This window comes from Microscilla marina ATCC 23134, from assembly GCF_000169175.1.
GTDB classification, from domain to species: Bacteria; Bacteroidota; Bacteroidia; order Cytophagales; family Microscillaceae; genus Microscilla; species Microscilla marina.
This window is the reverse complement of the sequence record NZ_AAWS01000018.1, coordinates 70,296-92,213: the sequence shown is the minus strand read 5'-3', so window position 1 is coordinate 92,213 and position 21,918 is coordinate 70,296. Positions and strand designations below refer to the sequence as shown.

Sequence of the window (21,918 nt, the reverse complement as noted above, 5' to 3'; positions counted from 1 at the left end):
AGGTGCTAGGTTCTAGGTACCCTGTTTAACTGCGTTGAGCTCATCACAGCAAATTGCTGTAGATTCGGTTCACAGGTAACTACACTTTTTTATCACGTTGATTTTCATTGACTTATGAAAAGCGTAGTTAAAAGTCGGTAAACGATAGTTTTTTCTTGAGCTACGATGAGCCTTTAGCTTTTGTTTGGCTGTTTGTAGGGGGCTTTTAGCGTCGCTTGAGCCAATTCGTAATTCGTAATTAAAAAGCTTTGCGCCCATTCGTAATTCACCTCATTAAATAAAAAAAAGCTCCTTTGTAAACACAAAGGAGCTTTTTGAAACTCGCCGTAAGTTATCAGGCTAGTAAACTATTAATCGACGAGTAATCAACTCTTTTCCTATTTTTATTTTTAGGGTATAAACACCCGCTACCAGACCACCCACCGGCACCCGAACTTTGCCATTTTGTAAGGCGGGGGTTAGCTCCTGTACTTTTTTGCCCTGTCGGTCAAACATTTGCAGGCTTACTTTCTCGTGCTTTGCCCTGGTGCCCAACAATACCGTCAAAAAAGCACTGCCCGACACCGGGTTAGGAAACATCACCACCCGCTCCTGGGTAGGATCTTCGGACAAAGCAGACACCAGGTTCACCGTCAGGGTATGCGCCACATCCGGGGCAGCTTCATGGGCGGCATCTCCAGCCTGGCTTGCCGTAATGGTGGCAGTGCCTCCTCCTACAATAGTGGCCATATTTCCCGAAATAGTCACTACCTCGGTATTGCTACTCGTAAAGGTGACAGGATTGCCCGAAGCACTCCCGGTGGCCATCAGCTCAAAAGGGGGGTCACCCATGTTTTTAATGGCATGGTCGCCCAGGCTAAAGCTAATCGTCTGAGTTTTTTTGGTCACTGTCAATGTACGGGCAATGGCGGGCGCAGACGCATACTTTTCATTGCCTGCCTGATTTGCCGTAACGGTGGCGGTGCCTGCCCCTACAATGACTGCCAGGTTCCCCGACACAATCACCACCGAAGCATTGCTGCTACTAAAGCTTACTGCCAAACCTGAGCTGGCGGTGCCAGTAAGGGTAAACACAGGAGCCCCCACCTTTTTGCTGGCATCGCTGCCCAGATCAAAGCTCACTACCTGGGCGTGTTTGTTTACGGTCAATGTACGGGCTACTGCGGGGGCGGGGGCATAATTGTCGTTGCCTGCCTGGGTTGCCGTAATGGTGGCAGTGCCTGCCCCTACAATGGTAACAAGGTTTCCGGAAATGGTGGCCACCGAAGTATTGCTACTACTAAAGCTGACCGCCAAACCTGAACTGGCAGTGCCAGTAAGGGCAAAAGCAGCCTCGCCCACCTTTTTGGTGGCATCGCTGCCCAAGCCAAAGCTAATCGTTTGATCGTTCCTTACTTTTCCGGTCAGTTGAAGCCCAAAACTAGCGTGCACCAAGTTGTTGCTCAAAAAGCTCAAAGCCCCGGCTTTGTCGCCCGGACTGCTGGTATTCATAGCCACCTGGATCACAATACTGTCTTGGCCGGGCACTGTCAGCGAAGAAGCATCGGCAGTGCTGAAGTCGCCTGTTACCTTTAGGTTGGTGAGTAAAAGGGTGTCTTTCCCCTTATTTTTGATGACAAACTCCAGCTTTTTGGTAGCATTCAACACCTGGCTGCCAAAATCAACCTTGCTTTTGTTGGCCACCACCGCCACCCCTTGCTTTACCTCCAAAGGGGGAAGCAAAGGAGTAAGTTTACGTAGGGCATCATTATCCCAATCTGTAAAATATACATTCCCTAATGCATCTACTGCTACTCTGAATGGGTAGTTAATTCTGGCACTTGTCGCCACTCCTCCGTCGCCGCTGTAACCGCCTGCGCCCGTACCCGCAATGGTAGTAATGATGCCCGTGCGGGCGTCTACCTTGCGTATGCGGTCATCCAAAACATCGGCGATGTATACATTGCCTGCGGCATCAATCGCCAGGCCTTTCGGATTGCGAAGGCTTGCCAAGTGGGCAGGTCCTCCGTCATTGAGTGCGTTGCCATCGCCCGCAAAAATGGTGATACTGCCTGTAGTAGCATCTATTTTACGAACGTACTTATCAACATCATTGACGGCATAAATATTGTTGTTGGCATCCAAAGCTATATCGTAGACATCGCCCATGATTTTTTTGGTAGAGATTACCCCAGTGGTGATGTCTACCTTTCTAATGCGGTCATTTCTATGATCTACTATATAGATATTGCCCGCAGTATCCAGGGCAACATCGCTTGGAAAATGTAGTTGAGCAGCAGTTGCCTGCCCCCCGTCTCCGGCAAACCCTCGATTGCCATTTCCGGCAATGGTGCTAATCACGTGGGTAGTGGCATCTATTTTACGCACCACATCATTGCTCCCATCAGCAAAATAAACGTTTCCGGCAGCATCTACTGTGATGCCCGTTGGATAATCTAACATGGCAGCGGTGGCGGGTCCTCCGTCTCCGCTATAGCCCTCGGTGCCCGTGCCCGCTATGATGGTACGTACGCCTGTAATGGCATCCAAACGGTATATCCGATTTCGCTCCGCATCGGTTACGTATACATTGTTCTGGGCATCTACCGCTACCCCCCAAATATTGTCGTAATTAGATAAAACCGTGTTGATTTTGTACTGGTTTTGCCCCGATGCCTCAAGGCTAACGATACACAAAAGTGTAATAAAAAAATAGTATATTTGTTTCATTGTATGATGTTTTGTTGTCAAGCCAAGCTTTGTATAAAATGGTTATTTTCGAACAGTTGTCCGGGTGATTTCACGAATTCGAGTGGGTCTGGCTTCTGTTACCTGCTTTTTGTTGTGGGCGCCTGTAGCCAAGTGAGCCGGGCTAAAAAACCTGGCATGGTTGACTATCCGTTTGTTTCTATCGTCATCCAGAGTATCTGTGGCTACACTGGTGTCCACCACGCCCGTTTGGGCAGACGCCTTGCGCAACTGGCGCTTATGATAATCTCCGATATATACTTGTTTCATGAGCAGTGATTGATTTAAATAATGATTGATTCAATTTAGATTTTTAACAACACCACCTGATACCTGATTTGTGTGCTGTATTTGTTTAGTCGGATCAAGGGCGGCAAAAGACGCAACCTTTTTCAAAATAATTTTAATTTTTCCAACTCCCTGAGTAATTCCTGCGGCTGTTTTACATCCATTCTCAGGTGATAGTCCACTATCTGCCCCTTATCGTTTTGTTCTACTTCAAAAAAATTACTGAATGCTTCTTTAAATTTTTTTCGCGCCCGCTGGATGCGTGACTTGGTGGCCGTAAGGGTTAAACCAAGCCTTTGGGCTACCTCTTTTTGGGGTATTTGCTCCAAGTCGCTCAACAACAACGGAGTACCATATTCTTTGGGCAAATAGTGTTCAATAATAAACTCAGACAATTTGTAAAGAGGGGTAATGGTTGGTGCTTCCAGTATACCCTCGGGTATGTCGTGGGTAGTCAATCGTGCGTGTACCTCATCTTTGCGGTAAAAATCTATGATGGTGTACCGGGCTACCTGAAAAAGCCAGGTCTGGTAGTTTTTTATTGGGTATTGTTGCACCAATCCCTGGTGAAGTTTAATGCCTACTTCCTGCAATATGTCTTTGCACAAGACATCGTTATGCACCTTTTTTTTGATAAGGCTTAACAATAAATGTTCATTCTGATTCCAGATTTTTTCAAATTTCATCCTGATTGTATTTTTGGTTAAAGCATAGTTGTATTATACAATTATTAAATCGCATTTCTATATTATATGTATAATACAACTTACCTGATAAGTGTAAATAAAAAAGACAGCAAAGCTGGTTGTTTATGAAGACAAAAAGAAACCAACAAACCCTAAGAGCAGGTGGTCATTTGTGGATAAACTTAAGCGCAAATCGGTGAAAATGGTGGTCACTAAGGGCAATAATAAACCCACAAACATTAAAAATAAATGATGATTTGTGGGTGTTTTTTAGCATTCAATTGTGTTATAGTGTAATCTTTTATTGATATTTTTTAATGGTCAAATCTATGAGAAATGCCTCAATATACGCAAGTAGTTTTATAGCAAGCCGCAAAGGTTTTATACCAATACGGCGGTTAGACAAGCTTTTGCAGACGGTTATTTTGCTAAAAGTAGTACTATACAACTATATAACTCCATACACTACTACTCACCTACTACCACTTGTTGGTGTTAAGAAATTGCCTTTGGTGAGTTTGGCGGTCTGAAGTGTAGACTCATTGGAAACCTTGCCGGAAACTGACTGGGGAGCATTCTCAAATATGATAAGTAAGTTTTGAAGCAAAAATCCACCACTTATTTCTTTTTTTGCATATATGAGAAAACCTGATTTTCATTGTATCTTTTTGGACAATGGTCTATTTATTATTGTGTTACTATTACGCCACAAAGAAACAGCGTATCATCTGTAAATGAAAGTAGTTACATTTGTAGCCATTAGTTACACAGATGTTACTATTGCTGATTTTCAAGTCATTAAAAATGAAAAAAAATAGTCCTTTGACGAAAAAATCCTGTACATTGTCTCCACTGGTCTAAGTTTTTTGCAACTTAAGCGTTAACTTTCGTTTAAAAACAAGAGAAAATCTTGGCACTATACATATCATTATGCCTACTCTACCCCACTATTTTTTCGCCTCGGTTTGTGTCTCTACCATAGCCGTCAGGCTACTATTTTTTTACTAGTACCCAAGTTTTGGCGATTTTCGATCAGCTCGTGAAGACACCATAGCCGTCAGGTTAAGCAAACAAGTGTAGAAAATTCACCCTAAAAATACCGCCATTACCTCAGCGAGTGTCTCCACTCGCCGATTGAGTCTCTAAAAAAAGCGCCCAAAGACAGTCTGGTCTCTTGTGAAGACACAAGCGACGGCGGAAAAAAGAGGCTAACCTGACGGCTATGGTGAAGACACGAGCTGAGGCAATGACGGTACACTTAAGGCATTGGAGACCTTTTGCCTATAACAGCCTGCGTCAAAAATACATGGGGCATGCTGCTACTTATAAACCCCTCTCCATAAAATTTCCTTTTTCCCCTCATATCTTTTATATTGAAAACATTACTCACTGAATGACCACCAGATAACTATTCATAATGAAGTACAAGGTTTTATTTGTTTTGCTCTGGCTTGCTTTGCCCGCTTTGCACGCCCAACAATTGTCGTTTGCGGCAAAAGAAGTAAGGCAGGAAATATGGGGCACGCCTGACGCTGATTTTACCGCCACTGCCGCGCCCACCAAATGGAGCAAAGAATCGGCGGTAATATTGGGTAAGAGTTTTAGGTTTGAGTATGGCAGAAAAAGTGGTTCACAAAAAATTTATAAGCGCATTTATTTGCGCGAACGCATCCAACTGATAGATAAAGCCGCAGTAGAAGAATATTCTGAGTTTACTTTTAAACAAATAGACCATACCTGGGGCGACAAACTCTATTTTGGCATCAAGGTGATCAAACCCAGTGGGGTAGAAAAAGAAATTCCGCTGAGCGAATCGGTCAAGATGCAAACCCAAAAAGGCAGTGAGACGGTGTCTTACCAAAAACTGGCGATTCCTGACCTGGTGCCGGGCGATGTCATAGATTATTACATTTTCTCGAAAGAGATTCTAAGCGCTGCCACTACTACCCAACTGCCCGAAATGTCTATTTTGCTGGCGGGCGACTACCCTACGGTGCGCCAAAAAGTAGTGCTGGCTATAGACCCCAACATTTACCTGAATGTGCGGGCTTTGAACAATGCCCCTGACTTTGTGTATAATGAGGAGGAAGATTTGTATTTGCTGCGCGATGGCAACCGCGAAAAGTTGAGCAAGTCGCTGTGGTTTATAGAGCAGCGATCGGTGCCCACGGTCAGGTTTCAGGTATTTTTTAGCCCTCAGAAATTTACTGGCAAAAAGGGCAAGCCTAAGTTTAGCATTACCCCGGCAGATGTGCTCAACTCTATGCAAGAGTACCCCAAAAAAAGCAAGGCAGCGGTTGATTTCTACAAAAAATTTAAGGCTTACCTAAAAGCCAGCAACAAGCGAAAGCTAAGCAATGAAGAAAAACTAAAAGAGGCTTATTATTTCTTTAGGCACCAATACCAAATAAGCATGCTTGAGCAAGCCATTGTGTTTCAGAAGGTAGACTTGAGCCGTATCAAAACAGACAAGGACTTTGTAAACATCATGGCATATTGGCTAAACAAGTACAAGTTTGAATACGAAGTAGTGGTGGCGGTGTCGCGCAAGATTGCCCGCCTCGCCGACTGGATCATTCCTCAGGAAGCCTCTTTGCTGTTGAAAGTCAACGGCAAACAAAGCTATTATTTGCAAAACCCTGTGTTGTATGACTACTTTGGCGAAATAAGACCTGAGCTACAGGGAGTACAAGGCTACAGCTTGCCCCTACACAAACCCCACCCCCAGCGCAAAGTAAGCAAGATACGTCTGCCTCTGCCGGGGCACCCTTACCACACTACCTACTACCGCACCGAGGTATGGATGGAAGAAGCCCTGCAAACGTTGAGGATAAAACAAAAAACGGTGTTGGCGGGCGCCAGCCGAAGCGGATACCAAACCCTAATGGTGAATCCTTACGAAATTATTGAAGAGAGTTTTCCTAAATATGGCACCAAAATACAAAGCAACAACGCCAAAAACCAGCGCATACGTCAACGCATGAACGAAGAACGCAACGCAGGCTTCAAACTCACACTTAAGGCAGAGTACAACAATGAACTGGTAGCACTCCACCAACTCAACGTCATCGAAAACGGCATTTGGCACCACAAGCCACGGCTCAGGTTTGAAAGCGAGTTTGTGATGCCTAACCTAGCCAAAAAAGTGGGACAAAACTATATTTTTGAGGCAGGCAGGCTCATTGGCAAGCAGGTAGACATCAAAATACTTAAGAAAAAACGAGTGTATGATGTGTATATGCCTTACGCCAGATCGTTTAAAAACGAATTAATCATCCATTTGCCAAAAGGCTATACTATACAGGGGATAGACAAGCTACAAAAAAAGGTAACCAACGAAACAGGAGGGTTCGAGAGCTCGGCAACACTACAAGCTCAACGATTGGTAATTACTACCTACAAATACTACACACGCTATTATGAGCCAGTAACACAATGGGACAAAATAAGGGCTTTTCTCAAGGCAGCGCATCAGTTTACCCAACAAAAGCTTTTGCTGAAAAAGCAATGAGCAATTTTAAAAGAAAACGACAAGCCGTTAGAAGAACTTCACGGCTTGTCGCTCATTACTTATTGCTCAAAAACTACCCCTTAAGCCCGGCAATGGTTGCTATGGGGTCTTCGGCGCGAAACACAAAACTACCCGCTACCAATACATCGGCGCCTGCCTCAATCAACTTGGGAGCATTCTCACTGTTTACACCTCCATCTATTTCTATGTGCAAAGGGGTGTTTTGTGCCTCTGCCATCGCCCGCAACTTGCGTACTTTTTGGTAAGTTTGCTCAATAAACTTTTGTCCGCCAAACCCAGGGTTTACCGACATCATACACACCAGGTCTATGTCTTGTAGGGTGTCTGCCAACAGCTCTACCGAGGTATGTGGGTTGAGCGCCACCCCTACCCTACAGTCCAAGTCGCGCAGCTGCTGCAGGTTGCGGTGCAAGTGTGGGCAAGCCTCATAATGCACCGAAATAGTGTCGGCACCCAGTTTTTTAAAAGTTTCTACGTAGCGTTCGGGTTGCTCTATCATCAGGTGCACATCCAACGGTTTCTTGGCGTGTTTCTGAATAGCCGCTAACACTGGCATACCAAACGAAATGTTAGGCACAAACATACCATCCATAATATCGATATGGATCCAATCTGCCGAACTTTCGTTCAACATTTCTACTTCTTTTTGAATATTGGCAAAGTCTGCTGCCAAAATAGAGGGGGCAATAATAGGTGCCATAATAATATATTATATAAAATTTAATGATGATGTTGGGGGGATAAATAGTCTATAGCGCCTGCAGGGGCAAGCTTCAAGCGACAAGTCGCAAGTCCTTAGCTAGACCCTGTTTAACTGCGTTGAGCTCATCACAGCAAATTGCTGTAGATTCGGTTCACAGGTAACCACACTTTTTTATTACCCTGATTTTCAGTGACTTACAAAAAGCGTAATTAAAAGCATTCAGTCAATGGTCGATAGCCCAATGCTGTTTCCTTAACAAAGCCTTTAGCCTGTCGCAAATAGCTCACGCGTGTTTTTTTTATGCTCTATCCCTAAGGATCAGAACATAGTGAGTGTGCCTAATACCTAGTACATTGGGAACTAAGTTACTCACATATTCTTTGGCGACTTTTGCCCCCTAACTTCCTCGTAAAAAAGTTAGATAGCTATGGCTATCCGCCATTTTCACGACTCGTCAGAAAACAAAATTCATCCAAATTAATAGGCAACTTATTTAATCCCCAATGCACTAGAACCTTGTCGCTAAAAGCTTGAGGCTGTAAAAGCTACTAACTCCCCCCATAAATTAACCTTTTGATAACAACGAGATAAAGCACTACAAGCCAATCATTTATGTATTCACAAAATACCATTTGACCTGTAGTAGCTCGTTTTTATTGGCGCAAATATAGGAAATCCCACTTCTTTTATTTTATATTTGCTCAACATTACAACACAGATAATTGTAATTAGACCAATGAAAACAACAAATTTCCTATTTGCTCAACTCTCCTGTGGTTACTCCCAGGACCCAGACACCAACACCCCGTCTGCTGTTACATTCATTGCCCCTTTAGCCACCGCTAACATCCATCACCACCCCCATCATTTGGCGCATCATCATTGCCATTAATTCTTGTCTTGCCTTTTTTCTCAAAAACCCACAGGCATACAAAACAGTTTCACATTTATTTTTCTTGTTAACTTTCATACAGTTTAGAATAGAGTCAGGCGCTTTGTACTGCTTCGTATGCTAAACACACGCCTATTTTTTGATCAAATCCGTGTTTGGGTTGATCAATTCGCTAGTGGCTTGGTATGATATAATATTAGACATTTGGCGCAAGCCTGCCTTAGTTTCAAACTTCTTTTAGGCACTAACACTTGTGGCTTGTAGCTAATGGCTTGATTTTCTTTTTATTTGACAAAAACTATCTAAACATCACAATACTCATGCAAGATAAAATTACCATTGCTATCCAAAAATCAGGGCGGTTATACGACAAATCGGTAGAATTGCTCAAAGAATGCGGCATCAGGTTTAACACCTACGGCAACCGCCTCAAGGCAGAAGCCACCAATTTTCCCTGTGAAATCCTGTTTTTGCGGGTGTCTGATATTCCGGCGTATGTAGAAGATGGCGTGGTGGACATAGGCATTATTGGCGAAAATGTACACATCGAAAAAAACAAGTTTATAGATGTGGTAGACTACCTTGGTTTTTCTAAATGCCGGGTGTCTTTGGCAGTGCCCCGCGAAGCCGACTACGGAGGACTGGAGTATTTTCAGGGCAAAAAAGTAGCGACCTCTTACCCACACACGCTGAAAAGTTTTTTTGAGAAAAAGAACATTCAGGCAGAAGTGCACCTCATCAATGGCTCGGTAGAAATTGCCCCCAGTATTGGGCTTGCCGATGCCGTGTGCGACATTGTGAGCACGGGCAGTACTTTGTTGAGCAATGGCTTGAAAGAGGTAGAAACTATCTTAAAGTCGCAGGCAGTAATAGTGGCCAACCAAAACCTAAGCCCTGACAAGCGCGCCCTGCTCAACAAGTTGATGTTTAGGGTAAAGGCATACAAAAAAGCCAAACACACCAAGTATATTTTGATGAATGCCCCCAACGATAAGCTGGACGAGATCACAGCGATTATCCCTGGAATGAAAAGCCCCACCATTTTGCCCCTTGCCGAAGAAGGCTGGAGCTCGGTACATTCGGTCATCAATGAAGATGACTTCTGGGACATTATTGACCAGCTTCAGGAGAAAGGCGCTGGCGGAATTTTGATTGTACCTATTGAGAAAATGATTGTGTAATTAGCCGCAGGCTTCGAGCCACAAGCCACAAGGGATGTACTTCTGCTTGCTGCTTGTCGCTGGTGGCTTGCCGCTCTTAAGAACCTATATGAAAAATATCATAAAAAACCCCGCCCGTAGCCAATGGGGTGAGCTATGCACGCGCGCTGTGATACAAGCCGATGTGATAGAAGAGCAAGTACAGGCAATTTTAGACAAGGTGGCAAAAGAAGGAGATGCTGCGCTGAAGTTTTTCAACGAAAAATTTGACCAAAGCAAAGTAGATGCCCTGGCGGTAAGCCCCGAAGAAATAGCGCAGGCAAGTACTGCCTTGAGTGAGGAACTCAAACAAGCCATTCGTCAGGCATACCACAACATCAAGGTGTTTCATGAGGCACAAAAAGAACCCCTCAAGAAAATAGAAACCATAGAGGGGGTTACTTGCTGGCGCAAAAGTGTGCCTATAGACAAGGTGGGGCTCTATATACCAGGAGGCACCGCCCCTTTGTTTTCTACGGTGCTAATGTTGGGGGCGCCCGCCCAAATAGCCGGTTGCCCACAAGCCATACTTTGCTCTCCACCCAATGCCGAGGGTAAAATTCACCCTGCCATTTTGTTTGCGGCCGACTTGGTGGGCATTCGCCAAATATACAAAGTGGGAGGCGCCCAGGCAATTGCGGCTATGGGCTATGGCACTGAAACCATTGCTCAAACCTACAAGATATTTGGACCTGGGAATCAATATGTTACCACAGCAAAAACCTTATTGGCTAAAAGCGGTATGGCAATAGATATGCCCGCAGGTCCGTCAGAACTTGCCGTGATTGCCGATGATGCCTGTGTGCCTGCTTTTGTGGCTGCCGACTTGTTGTCGCAAGCCGAACACGGCGCCGATAGCCAGGTAGTATTGATTGCTACAAATAGCCAGGTGGCCGAAAAGGTAATGAAGGAGGTAGAAAAACAAGTGGCTACGTTGCCGCGTCGTGACATTGCCGAAAAGGCTTTGAAAAACAGCAAAGCCATCGTGTTTGACCAATTAGCGGAAGCTATAGCCTTTAGTAACTTTTATGCCCCCGAACACCTCATCATTGCCACGCAGGATTTTGAACAGGTAGCCGAACAAGTGACCAATGCCGGGTCGGTGTTTTTGGGCAATTTCACCCCCGAATCGGCTGGAGATTATGCCTCAGGCACCAACCACACCTTGCCTACCAATAGTTTTGCCCGTGCATTTAGTGGGGTGTCTTTGGACAGTTTTTATAAAAAAATCACTTTCCAGCACTTGACCAAACCGGGCTTACAAAGCATTGCTCAAACTATTGAAACAATGGCTACTGCCGAATCGCTGACGGCGCACCAACGGGCGGTAAGTATAAGGTTTGAGTAATTACGAATGGTTTAATTACGAATGAGGAAATTACGAATTACGAATGGGTCAATTACAAGCCGACCGAAGGGAGCTCTGCTTTAGCTAATGAGCGCGACTACGGTCTACGGACTAAATTACGAATGGGTCAATTACAAGCCGACCAGAGGGAGCTCTGCGTAAGCTAATTACGAATTGGTCAATTACAAGCCGACCGAAGGGAGCTCTGCTTTAGCTAATGAGCGCGACTACGGTCTACGGACTAAATTACGAATGGCTTCGCCTCATTCGTAATTCGTAATTCGTAATTCTCAAATTCCTAATAGGCACGAGGCGACTACGGTCTATGGACTAAATTACGAATGGCTTCGCCTCATTCGTAATTCGTAATTCTCAAATTCCTAATAGGCACGAGGCAACTACGGTCTACGGACTAAATTACGAATGGCTTCGCCTCATTCGTAATTCGTAATTCTCAAATTCCTAATGGGCACGAGGCGACTACGGTCTACCGACTACCAACTCTGGACTAAAAAAAAAAATGAAAAATATTGAAAAACTGGTACGACCCAACATTTGGGCTTTGAAGCCTTATTCGTCAGCACGCGATGAGTTTGTGGTAGACGATGAGGGCAATGAACAACCCTTGGTGTTTTTAGATGCCAACGAAAACCCGCTGGGGTCGGTGGGCAGTAACGGGGCAAATAACCGTTACCCTGACCCTTATCAGCGAAAGCTAAAAGAGGCACTAAGTGCCCTAAAAAACGTTGCCCCAGAAAACATCTTTCTGGGCAATGGCAGTGATGAGGCTATAGATTTATTGTTTCGAATTTTTTGTACCCCAGGGCAAGACCGGGTACTGGTTACTCCGCCTACTTATGGTATGTACCAAGTCAGTGCCGACATTAACCATGTGGCAGTAGATCAGGTCAGGCTCAACGAAGATTTCACCTTGCCAGTGGCTCAGCTGTTAGACACAGTTGGGCAACATGCGTATAAATTGCTGATTTTGTGTAACCCCAACAACCCTACGGGCAACGCCATTGCTTCAACGGCTGAGTTTGAGCAAATCTTACAGGCTTTTGAGGGCGTGGTGGTGGTAGATGAGGCGTACATAGATTTTGCTGATTTCGCTTCTATGACTGCCCTGATCGACCGTTACCCCAACCTGGTGGTGTTGCAGACTTTTTCGAAAGCCTGGGGACTGGCAAATTTGCGCCTGGGGATGGCTTTTGCCTCCGCTCCGATCATTGATTTACTTAATAAGGTAAAGCCGCCTTACAACCTCAACGGGGTGACACAGGAGTTGGGGCTGCAAGCAGTACAAAATGTCGCCCAAAAAGACGCTTTTGTGGCAAGCATTCGAGCTCAAAGAGCGTGGTTGTATACGCAACTGCCTTTGTTTGACTTTATCGAGAAAATATTTCCTTCTCAAACTAATTTTATCTTGTTTCGTACCCAACAGCCCAACGAATTGTACAATTACCTGGTGCAACATCAGGTGATTGTACGCAACCGCTCTACTCAACCCCTTTGCGAGGGTTGTTTGCGGGTATCGGTGGGTGCGGAGGCAGAAAATAAACGTTTCATTGAATTATTGAAGAGTTGGGAGCTTTTGTAGCCTCAAGCCTATAGGTTTGCAAGCCTGTTAATTTTTAATTGCAGCAAAACACAGGTTTTGAACGCTTACAGTTTGGGCGATCTTTATATAACAAAAGCCATGGCGACTAATTAAAGGCTACAGTGAACCACAGACTTCTATCTACCGATTTTATAAACCACTAATAATCAGTGATTTATAAAATCGGCAACAGGCTTGCAAACTAGCCTAAAGCTAAAGGCTAATAGCTTTAGGCTGTAGAAATTATCAACTCTAAACTAAAATATTATGAAAAAACGTGTACTTTTTATAGATCGTGACGGGACGCTTATTGTAGAGCCTCCGGTTGATTATCAGGTAGATTCGCTCGAAAAACTAGAGATGTATCCCAAGGTAATCAGAAATATGTATCAAATAGCCCAGGAGCTGGATTATGAGCTGGTGATGGTGACCAATCAGGACGGGCTGGGTACGGATAGTTTTCCGGAAGATACCTTCTGGCCAGCCCACAACAAAATGCTCAAAACCCTGGAACAAGAGGGAATTGTGTTTGATGAAATATTGATCGACCGCACTTTTGAGGAAGAGAATGCCCCTACCCGCAAGCCGCGCACCGGGCTAATGACAAAATACATTGATAACCCTGCCTATGACCTTGCCAACTCGTTTGTGCTGGGCGACCGCCTAAGCGATATGCAATTGGCTCAAAACCTGGGTTGCCAGGGAATTTTGCTGCAGCCAACACTAGCCGCACACGATTTGCCTGTGGTGCTTACTACCATTGACTGGGACAAAATTACGGTATTTTTGACGGAGGCAAACCGCGCTGCCCAAGGGCGTACTGCCACTGTGCAACGTGCTACCAAAGAAACTGACATTGCTATAGCGCTCAACCTGGACGGGAGCGGCAAAAAAGCCATGGATACGGGCATTGGTTTTTTTGATCACATGCTGGATCAATTGGCGCACCACGGCAAACTTGATTTGAGCGTAAAGGTAAAGGGCGACTTGCACATAGACGAACACCATACTATAGAGGATGTCGCCATTGCTTTGGGCGAAGCCTTTAAAATAGCCTTGGGCAACAAAAAAGGCATTGAACGCTATGGTTTTTTTAACCTGGTGATGGACGAATGCCTGGCACAAGTTGCCTTGGATTTTTCGGGGAGAAATTGGTTGGTGTGGCAACCTATGTTTAAACGCGAACGAGTGGGTGGTATGCCTACCGAAATGTTTGAACATTTCTTTAAATCGCTCAGCGACCACGCCCAATGCAATATTCACGTAAGGTGTGAGGGCAACAACGAGCACCACATGATAGAGGCTATATTCAAGGCGTTTGCCCGTGCGGTAAAGGCTGCCAAACAAATTACTGGGGTTGAGATTCCAAGTACTAAAGGGGTGATTTAGCCAAGGGGCTGTTAGAGACACATCACATTAAGTCTTGCCACAAGCGGGGGTAATTCATTCATTCTTACATAATTACCCCTACTTGTTGGTTATATTTAATGCGGTCTTTGCGCTCAGTATTTGAAATCACGCTAAATAATTAGTTTTTTTGCACAAATAGTAAAACGCAATGAAAAAAAACCTCTTACTTTTACGCCACGCCGAAGCGGTGGCCTACGCTGCTGGCAAAACCGATCATCAGCGTCCATTGACCCCACGTGGCACCCAACAAGCCTACACTATGAGTGAACTGCTCCATACCCAGGGTTTTGTGCCTGACCTGGTGTACTCCAGCAACGCCCAAAGAACCACCTCTACTGCCGAAATTTTTGCTCAAAAATTGAATTATCCCACTAAAAACATCATATTTGATCCGTCTATTTATGAAACCACGCTAGAGGTAATGCTGGACGCAATTAATAAAACAGCCCCCCAACACCAAAACGTGCTAATGATAGGGCACAATCCTACCATTAGTTACCTCACCGAATACCTCACGGGGCAGTCGGTAGCCGGCCTGCCTAACTGTGGCGTTGCTTCGATTATGTTTGAAGTGGCCGAGTGGGCACACGTGTCTGCCGATACTGGAGTTTTGGCCTGGCTAAAACATCCATAAAATTTGCCTTCATTGTCACGAAAAAAATTATATTTACAAAAATATAGTATATGCTCTTTATTATTATTGCTCTTTTGGTATTTATTACCCAATCGTTGTTTGCTGCCTGGTGGTGGATAGCTGTAGTAGCTTTTGTAGCTGCTGTACTGGTGGGGCGGTCTAACCTCGAAGCATTTTTATCGGGTTTTTTTGGGGTTGCCTGTGTATGGGTGGCGCGCGCATACTTTATCAACCAGGCAAACGATGGCTTACTCTCTGGCAAAATAGCACAGTTTTTTGCTTTGCCTTCCGGCGATTGGTTGCTTATAGTAACTGGGGTAATCGGAGGCTTGGTAGGAGCATTTGCTGCCTGGACAGGCTACAGTTTAAAGGCAATATGGAGCAAAAAATAAAGAAGTTTTTTTTTGATTTGTTTTAATAAATTTAGCTACTTTTGCGCCACATGTTGTAAATATGGAGGCAGGTAAATGAGGGTTTTTTGAGCATTTTCAAACAAAAACACTCTACAACCTGATAGAAATTACACAGGCATAGTCCTGGATATACTTATATAAATACGTGGTTTGCATAAAATCAGAATGACAATGACTTTTACTAAAAAAATTTATCATTTAATTATTATCTCGTTCATGTTCTCTTTAGTGTCTTGCGGATACGGCAAATACAATGCGTCGTCATCGGTGCCTGACCAAAAAGTAGACTACGACAACAACAGAGTATACGGTGACGGAAAAGATGCCAAGGCACGCCAAACCAAACAAACTTACCCTACCCCTGAAGACGCAGGTGATAGAGTAAACAAAATAAAAGACAAATTATACGGTAAGCCTAAAGCTGCTAAAACCGAGGAAACCAACACGGTTGACTCTACTGAGCAAATCAAAGCCGACTCTACCCAGGCAGATAGCAGCAAAGCCAACTAAGCCAACTGCTAAACTTACGCAACCTCTGCACAGGTTCGTTTGATTTCTAAAAATATTGCGATGCTGCCAAAATAATTTTTGGCAGCATTCTTTTTATATATGGCTGTTTGTTGTTTTTGTTAGCCACTCAAAATATCTGATTGCCTAAAGCGTTTTTTGGGGCAACCCACCCACGGCACCCAAAGTATATACAACCCTCAATTTATGAACATCATCAGGTTATACATGGTACTTTTTTCTGCACTGATCCTGCCCGCTGCCTGTAAGTCAGACAAGTCACCCCAAACCCCACCCACTACTGAAAAGATTTACCTGAGCGAAATAGCCGGAAGAGCAGACTCACTGCTTCACTACTTGCACAAAAACCGAAACTTTAACGGCAATGTGCTGATTAACCACAATGGGCTCAAAATTTTGGAAAAAAGCTACGGTTATGCCGACTTCAGAAACCAAGCCCCGCTTAAGAGCCAGTCTAGCTTCAGACTTTCTTCGGTAAGCAAACAGTTTACTGCTATGGCCATCATGATGCTTAAAGAAGCGGGCAAACTCTCGTATAACGATACTGTAGACAAGCACCTTCGAGGGTTTCCCTACCCTCATATTACCATTCGTCACTTGCTCACTCATACTTCAGGCTTGCCCAACTATGGCGAATACTTTGCTCAGGTAGTGCTACGCTCTAAATACAAGTTTACCTACCCCACCAATCGCGACATTTTGCTCTGGTTGATCAATGAACAACCCAAACCCTATTTTAAATGTGGCGAAAGCTGGCTATATACCAATACCGGATATGTACTGTTGGCGTTGATCATAGAGAAGGTGTCGCGGCAATCGTACCCCAACTACCTTCAGGAACGCATCTTCAATCGCCTCGACATGCGCAACAGCGAAGTGTTTGACTACCAACACAAGTTACCTTACAGGGTGTATGGCTTCAGAAACAACAAAAAATTGTATGATGACCACTTGTTCAACCGCATTTATGGCGATGGTGGCATATACGCTTCAGCGGCAGATTTGTATAAGTGGGACCAGGCACTGCGCACCAACCGACTGGTAAAAAGAACGACCCTCAAAGAAGCTTTTTCGCCTACTAAATATTACAATAATATGTTCAGCAAAAACTATGGATTTGGCTGGCACATCGATAAAGACGGACAAACGGTGTATCATTCGGGAAGCAGTGGGGGGTTTCGCAGCATTATCTTGCGCAACTTGCACCAAAACAACTGCGTAATTTTACTCTCTAACAACCAGGATGGCAGGTATGAAAACATTGCGCGGGTCATTTATGGTTGGCTGGATTGATTGTCCATAGCTTCTACAGCCGCAAGCTTTTAGCGACAAGTCCTTAGATGCCGATGCATATCGGTGCTTCAAGTTTGAGGCTGCTCTTCAAGCAACTTACCGATTTCATAGAATACTGATTTTTAGCGGTTTATCAAATCGGTAGATGGAAGTCGATGGTCCAATGCTGGCGTAGCTCCGCTGAGCTCGGTTCCTTAACAAAGCTTTTAGCTTTAGCCTGTCACAGATGGCTCACGCATCTGTTTTTTTAATGCTTAAACAGCATTGGTTGATAGCCTCTACAGCCGCAAGCTTTTAGAGACAAGTCCTTAGATGCCGAGGCATATCGGTGCTTCAAGTTTGAGGCTGCTCTACAAGCAACTTACCGATTTTATAGGACGTTGATTTTTAGCGGTTTATCAAATCGGTAGATGGAAGTCCATTGGGGCTATGCTAAACTTGAGACAACATAAACACCTTATTATAAACACTTTATCATCAAACTATTTAAGTATTAATTTAGCTATGATCACTGCGTATTAGTGCATACTGGTAACCCCAAACAAACTGTAATGTTTTTACTTAAACCCTTGGTTCACTATAGCTTACACTTTTTGGCACCCGCCCTCATTGCCTGGGGCATTGCCCACACTCGCTGGTCTACCTTAGACTGGCGCAGTATATGGGGCATATTGCTTGCCACTATGTTGATAGATCTTGACCACCTGCTGGCTACACCTGTTTTTGACCCCACCCGTTGCAGCGTGGGTTTTCACCCATTGCATTCTTACACAGCTATAGTGGTATATAGCTGCTTGTTGCTGCCTCGCCGCACCCGCATTGTAGCGGTGGGTTTGCTGTTTCACATAGTAACTGATTGGTTGGATTGTTGGATATAGATTTTTAATTACGAATGGGTGAATTACGAATTGATTAATTACGAATTACGAATGAGGAAATTACGAATGGGCGCAAAGCGACCCTATGGTCTACGGACTACCAACTCCAGACTAATTTATGAATGGCTTCGCCCAATTCGTAATTAGCTTACGCAGAGCTCCCTTCGGTCGGTTCGTAAAGTCTAGTCCAGAGTTGGGAGTCGGTAGACCGTAGTCGCCTCGTGCCCATTAGGAATTTGAGAATTACGAATTACGAATTACGAATGAGGCGAAGCCATTCGTAATTTAGTCCGTAGACCGTAGTCGCGCTCATTAGCTAAAGCAGAGCTCCCTTCGGTCGGTTCGTAAAGTCTAGTCCAGAGTTAGTAGTCCGTAGACCATAGCATCGCCTTGCGCCCATTCGTAATTCGTAATTGAACAATTCGTAATTCGCTAAAGCAGAGCTCCCTTCGGTCGGTTCGTAATTGAACAATTCGTAATTGACTAACTCGTAATTCTCAAACTGATTCCGGACTAAACTACGAATGGCCTCGCCCAATTCGTAATTCGTAATTAAATCATTCGTAATTACTATTAGACTACCAACTCCGGACTAATACTTGCCTCTATTCACCTTCTACATAAAAATTGCTAAAAAAATGAACAATCCGGTTGGATTACTCATTTTATGTGTACACAATCGACAAAAAAACTGTAAGTTTGTAGTTGGTTAAAAATGCAATTGTACAAACCGGGAACTCCCCAAGCCTTGTAAATAAGATGGACACCCTTAATACTGAGACAACTACCAATAACGAAGCTCAAGACCTATCAACTGGTTATACTGATAACCTGGAGATTTTTGGCGCACGCGAACACAACCTCAAAGACATAGATGTTACTTTTCCCCGCAACGAACTGATCGTGGTGACCGGGGTAAGTGGCAGTGGTAAGTCATCGCTTGCCTTCGATACCATCTACGCCGAAGGGCAACGACGCTACATGGAGAGTTTTTCGGCGTATGCCCGTTCTTTTATCGGCGACATGGAACGCCCCGATGTAGACAAGATCAACGGCTTGAGTCCGGTCATTGCCATCGAACAAAAAACGACGTCACGCAACCCACGCTCTACAGTGGGCACTACCACCGAAATTTATGACTTTTTGCGTTTACTGTTTGCCCGCGCCGGAGAAGCTTTTTCTTACGTAACGGGTGAAAAAATGATCAAGCAGTCAGAAGATCAGATCATAGACCAAATCATTGCCAAATTTGAAGGACAAAAGGTATTATTGCTTGCTCCCGTGGTCAAAGGACGGAAGGGGCATTACCGCGAACTTTTTGTCCAAATACGCAAGGCTGGTTATGCCAAGGTGAGGGTAGATGGCAAAGTGCTCGACCTGGAGCCTAAAATGCAGGTAGACCGTTACAAAATTCACGATATAGAAGTAGTAGTCGACCGACTGGCCATCAAAGCAGAACAACGCATGCGCATTGCCCAATCGGTGGCCACTGCCCTAAAAGAAGGCAAAGGTTCGTTGATGCTACAGCTCCACGATAGCAACGACAAACCCATTCATTTTTCGCGCAACCTGGTATGCCCTACTTCGGGTATTTCGTATGACGAACCCGCCCCCAATGCCTTCTCGTTTAATTCGCCTTATGGGTACTGCCCCGACTGCAAGGGCTTGGGAGTAATAGAAGAGTTTACCGAAGAAACCCTGATGCCTGACAAATCGCTGAGCATTAGCCGGGGAGGGATTGCGCCTTTGGGCGAATACCGTGACACGTGGATGTTTAAGCAATTGGAAAAAATGCTCAAAAACCACAAGCTGAGCCTGAGCACTCCTATAGAAAAACTCCCCCAAGACCTGCTTGATGTTATTTTGAATGGCTCGGATGAACTCCTCAAAGTGTATTCGCCCAAATACAAGCGTACCTACGAGACCACCTTCGATGGCATCAAGACGTACATGAAAAAGAATTATGAAGAGGGCACCGAAAAGCTGCAAAGCTGGGCTAAAGACTTTGTCCAGATCAACACTTGCCCTACTTGCGAGGGTGCCCGCCTGAAAAAGGAGTCATTGCATTTTAAAATAGACGACCATAACATTTTTCAACTCAGCGAAATGGACATCAACCACCTGGGCGACTGGTTGGAAAACCTGGAAGAGCGATTGAGCAAAAAGCAAAACCAAATTGCCCACGAAATACTCAAAGAAATAAGAAAACGGGTAAGTCTATTGCTCAATATTGGGTTGGGTTACCTTACCCTCAACCGCTCATTGCGCACCCTGTCGGGAGGAGAAGCCCAACGCATTAGACTTGCTACCCAAATAGGTACTCAGTTGGTAGGTGTCCTGTATATTTTAGACGAGCCAAGCATTGGCTTGCACGCCCGCGACAATGTAAAACTGATTCAGTCACTACAAGAACTACGCGACCTGGGCAATACCATCATAGTGGTAGAGCACGACAAAGATATGATGATGGAAGCCGACCATATTCTGGACGTAGGGCCAGGGGCAGGTATTCACGGGGGCAAGGTGGTGGCGCAAGGCACGCCCCAAGAGATTATGCAGCAGCAAAGCATGACGGTAGACTACCTAAGCAACCGCAAAACCATTGAGGTACCCAAAAAACGACGCAAAGGCAACGGCAACCAATTGGTGCTAAAGGGAGCCACCGGGCACAACCTAAAAAATGTGACACTTAAGTTGCCTTTGGGCAAAATGGTGTGCATTACCGGGGTGAGTGGTAGTGGCAAGTCGAGCCTTATTCACGACACCCTCTACCCTATTCTCAATACCCACTTTTTCCGCGCCAAGCGCAAACCCCTTGCCTACAAAAAAATAGAAGGGCTTGAACACATAGACAAAGTAATAGAGGTAGATCAATCGCCGATTGGACGCACGCCCCGCTCAAACCCTGCCACTTATGTGGGATTTTTCTCCAACATCCGCGACTTGTTTACCCAATTGCCCGAAGCCAAGATAAGGGGCTATAAACCAGGACGTTTTTCGTTTAATGTAAAGGGTGGGCGCTGTGAAACTTGCCAAGGGGGAGGAATGAAGTTGGTAGAAATGGATTTTTTGCCCAATGTATACATCGAGTGTGAAACCTGCAAAGGCAAACGCTACAACCGTGAAACCCTAGAGATACGTTTCAAGAGCAAGTCTATTGCCGACATACTGGACATGACCGTAGAGCAAGCCGTAGGTTTTTTTGAACATCAGCCTTCTATCTTGCGTAAAATTAGTTTTTTGCAAGAAGTAGGGCTAGGCTACATTACCCTGGGGCAACAAGCCACTACCCTTTCGGGCGGCGAAGCCCAACGGATTAAACTTGCCAAGGAACTCTCGAAACGCGACACGGGTAAAACCTTGTACATTTTGGACGAACCCACCACGGGGCTACACTTCGAAGACATTCGCATCCTACTGCAAGTGTTGCAAAAACTGGTAGACAAAGGCAACACGGTACTCATTATCGAGCACAACCTGGATGTAATCAAGGTAGCTGACCACGTGGTAGACCTGGGACCCGATGGAGGCGAAAAAGGTGGTGAGATCATTTTTGAGGGTACCCCCGAACAACTCATCAAAAAGAAAAAAGGTTTTACGGGTAAGTATTTGAAGATGGAGATGAAGGGGGAGTGATAGCAGTTCTATTGCTATATGGTTTTATGGTGTGCAAAGTGAGGTCACCGCTGGTTTAAGTTTGAGCGCAGCGGTAACTTAAACCCAATGATTATGAACAGTTTGTGCTTGCGCTGCAAATTTGTATAGAGAATGTATATTGCTTCTAAAG

General features: G+C 44.8%; 17 protein-coding genes. 12 read left to right on the top strand and 5 right to left on the bottom strand.

Annotated elements, in window-relative coordinates; translation table 11 throughout:
* Positions 1–339: 339 nt before the first annotated feature.
* The 3 genes from M23134_RS38410 to M23134_RS38405 all read right to left on the bottom strand — a co-directional run bounded on the left by M23134_RS38410 (position 340) and on the right by M23134_RS38405 (position 3,701).
* Positions 340–2,709 carry an NHL domain-containing protein gene (locus tag M23134_RS38410; protein ID WP_004156012.1) on the bottom strand — a complete coding sequence of 790 codons (2,370 nt, stop codon included), beginning with the start codon at positions 2,707–2,709 and terminating at the stop codon, positions 340–342.
* A gap of 42 nt (positions 2,710–2,751) precedes the next feature.
* On the bottom strand, positions 2,752–2,997 hold the full coding sequence (locus tag M23134_RS17960) for a hypothetical protein (protein ID WP_004156011.1): 246 nt from the start codon (positions 2,995–2,997) through the stop codon (positions 2,752–2,754).
* A gap of 122 nt (positions 2,998–3,119) precedes the next feature.
* On the bottom strand, positions 3,120–3,701 hold the full coding sequence (locus M23134_RS38405) for a sigma-70 family RNA polymerase sigma factor (protein ID WP_004156010.1): 582 nt from the start codon (positions 3,699–3,701) through the stop codon (positions 3,120–3,122).
* Between the two features lie 1,222 nt (positions 3,702–4,923).
* On the opposite strand from M23134_RS38405, the gene M23134_RS41820 reads away from it, so the two are divergent.
* Together M23134_RS41820 and M23134_RS17950 are read left to right on the top strand one after the other, a co-directional pair.
* On the top strand, positions 4,924–5,094 hold the full coding sequence (locus tag M23134_RS41820) for a hypothetical protein (protein WP_004156007.1): 171 nt from the start codon (positions 4,924–4,926) through the stop codon (positions 5,092–5,094).
* A 24-nt stretch (positions 5,095–5,118) separates the two neighbouring features.
* Positions 5,119–7,212, top strand: a complete 2,094-nt coding sequence (locus M23134_RS17950) for a DUF3857 domain-containing protein (RefSeq protein WP_004156006.1) — start codon at positions 5,119–5,121, stop codon at positions 7,210–7,212.
* A 73-nt stretch (positions 7,213–7,285) separates the two neighbouring features.
* Here M23134_RS17950 and rpe read toward each other — a convergent pair whose 3' ends face one another.
* Complete coding sequence (gene rpe / locus M23134_RS17945) at positions 7,286–7,933, bottom strand: ribulose-phosphate 3-epimerase (protein ID WP_004156005.1); 648 nt, start codon at positions 7,931–7,933, stop codon at positions 7,286–7,288.
* A gap of 835 nt (positions 7,934–8,768) precedes the next feature.
* Positions 8,769–8,906, bottom strand: a complete 138-nt coding sequence (locus tag M23134_RS41215) for a hypothetical protein (protein WP_004156004.1) — start codon at positions 8,904–8,906, stop codon at positions 8,769–8,771.
* A 242-nt stretch (positions 8,907–9,148) separates the two neighbouring features.
* Here M23134_RS41215 and hisG point away from each other — a divergent pair, with 242 nt between their 5' ends.
* From hisG to uvrA, 10 genes are all read left to right on the top strand, one after another.
* On the top strand, positions 9,149–10,009 hold the full coding sequence (gene hisG, locus M23134_RS17940; RefSeq protein ID WP_045113804.1) for an ATP phosphoribosyltransferase: 861 nt from the start codon (positions 9,149–9,151) through the stop codon (positions 10,007–10,009).
* Between the two features lie 88 nt (positions 10,010–10,097).
* Positions 10,098–11,375: a histidinol dehydrogenase gene (hisD, locus tag M23134_RS17935; protein WP_004156002.1), complete on the top strand. Its 1,278-nt coding sequence runs from the start codon at positions 10,098–10,100 to the stop codon at positions 11,373–11,375.
* A 520-nt stretch (positions 11,376–11,895) separates the two neighbouring features.
* A complete protein-coding gene (hisC, locus tag M23134_RS17930; protein WP_004156001.1) occupies positions 11,896–12,975 on the top strand; it encodes a histidinol-phosphate transaminase in 1,080 nt (359 codons plus the stop codon).
* A 267-nt stretch (positions 12,976–13,242) separates the two neighbouring features.
* A complete protein-coding gene (gene hisB, locus M23134_RS17925; protein WP_004156000.1) occupies positions 13,243–14,364 on the top strand; it encodes a bifunctional histidinol-phosphatase/imidazoleglycerol-phosphate dehydratase HisB in 1,122 nt (373 codons plus the stop codon).
* 169 nt (positions 14,365–14,533) lie between these two features.
* Positions 14,534–15,019 carry a SixA phosphatase family protein gene (locus M23134_RS17920; RefSeq protein WP_004155999.1) on the top strand — a complete coding sequence of 162 codons (486 nt, stop codon included), beginning with the start codon at positions 14,534–14,536 and terminating at the stop codon, positions 15,017–15,019.
* A 50-nt stretch (positions 15,020–15,069) separates the two neighbouring features.
* The gene (locus tag M23134_RS17915; protein ID WP_004155998.1) at positions 15,070–15,411 is read left to right on the top strand and encodes a hypothetical protein; all 342 of its coding nucleotides are present in this window, start codon (positions 15,070–15,072) and stop codon (positions 15,409–15,411) included.
* A gap of 192 nt (positions 15,412–15,603) precedes the next feature.
* Complete coding sequence (locus tag M23134_RS17910) at positions 15,604–15,942, top strand: hypothetical protein (RefSeq protein WP_045113803.1); 339 nt, start codon at positions 15,604–15,606, stop codon at positions 15,940–15,942.
* A 204-nt stretch (positions 15,943–16,146) separates the two neighbouring features.
* Positions 16,147–17,253 carry a serine hydrolase domain-containing protein gene (locus M23134_RS17905; protein ID WP_157558533.1) on the top strand — a complete coding sequence of 369 codons (1,107 nt, stop codon included), beginning with the start codon at positions 16,147–16,149 and terminating at the stop codon, positions 17,251–17,253.
* 551 nt (positions 17,254–17,804) lie between these two features.
* Positions 17,805–18,131 (top strand): DUF6122 family protein, encoded by a 327-nt coding sequence (locus tag M23134_RS17900; protein WP_045113802.1) that lies wholly within the window; start codon positions 17,805–17,807, stop codon positions 18,129–18,131.
* 759 nt (positions 18,132–18,890) lie between these two features.
* The gene (gene uvrA / locus M23134_RS17895; RefSeq protein ID WP_004155993.1) at positions 18,891–21,767 is read left to right on the top strand and encodes an excinuclease ABC subunit UvrA; all 2,877 of its coding nucleotides are present in this window, start codon (positions 18,891–18,893) and stop codon (positions 21,765–21,767) included.
* Positions 21,768–21,918 lie beyond the last annotated feature (151 nt).